The organism is Pseudoalteromonas sp. Z9A5 (assembly GCF_011378875.1).
Classification (GTDB): Bacteria; Pseudomonadota; Gammaproteobacteria; order Enterobacterales; family Alteromonadaceae; genus Pseudoalteromonas.
In genome coordinates this window covers 1-875 of record NZ_WTLC01000017.1, presented here as the reverse complement: position 1 = coordinate 875, position 875 = coordinate 1, and the positions used below count along the sequence as shown (strand labels likewise).

2 protein-coding genes are annotated in these 875 nt (G+C 34.6%); one reads left to right on the top strand and one right to left on the bottom strand.

The features are described 5' to 3' along the window. Positions 1-154 precede the first annotated feature (154 nt). Positions 155-592 (top strand): hypothetical protein, encoded by a 438-nt coding sequence (locus tag GQR56_RS10190; RefSeq protein WP_166110993.1) that lies wholly within the window; start codon positions 155-157, stop codon positions 590-592. A 37-nt stretch (positions 593-629) separates the two neighbouring features. Here the strand turns inward: GQR56_RS10190 and GQR56_RS10185 are convergent. Then, on the bottom strand, positions 630-875 hold a 246-nt coding region (locus GQR56_RS10185), incomplete at its 5' end, for a transposase (RefSeq protein WP_166110990.1).

Genomic DNA, 875 nt, shown 5'->3' with positions numbered 1-875 from the left:
GCCAATTAAAACAACACCAAACTCCCACTTTATATTCTGCATAAAATACAGTAATCGATTGAACCAAAATAGGAACTCAGCTATGGTTTGTTTATCAATAAAAATAAATAAAAAAACGAGTTAATCTACAGGCTCGTTAGGCGTAAGGTCATATATGGAGTCTATCAAAATAATCCGTGATAAAATGGAGCTTGAAGGAACTTGCTACATTGAGCTTAGTCTTGGCAAATACCAAGGAAAGCACTGGTGCCCAACCAGCTTATTCTTTGAAGAAGAAACATTTGGACTTATTGAACCCATTTTTGAAATAGCTATTTCAGATTACGATCATTACGGCATGAATAACGCAGACAAAGATGAGTGGAATAAAGCGTTAATTGAATTGAAAGAACTTGCTTCATTATTAGAATCAGCGAATGAATTTAGCGATGTTATGAATAAGCTTTTCTTTATATTTTCTGGAACTCGTGATTATTTTCAAAATCACTTTGAATATTGCAAAATTCATTTATTCAACGTGATATCAGAATTGATCGAGTGGGCAGAAACAAATATTCAAAAACATGGTTATATTGCTATATTGGGTATTTGAGTAATCTACGCCTAACAAGAGACTATGGCGTCAATAGTTAATTTATAACTTTTGGCGCTTCCCATAAAACACCATCTCTTAGCATTGAATTTAAGATAACAATCATCTTTCTAATGCAGGCAATTATTGCGACTTTTTTAGGTTTCCCTGCGGCTAATAACCGCTGATATGTTGCTTTAAAAACAGGATTTGATTGCATTGCTGACATCATTGCCATGTACAAAACGGTTCTTACTTGCGGTCGCCCGCCTTGTATTTTTCGATGACCTTTAAATCGCCCACT

Coding starts and splice junctions, on each gene's coding strand:
- GQR56_RS10190 (WP_166110993.1), top strand. CDS start 155: ATGGAGTCTATCAAAATAATCCGTGATAAAATGGAGCTTGAAGGAACT.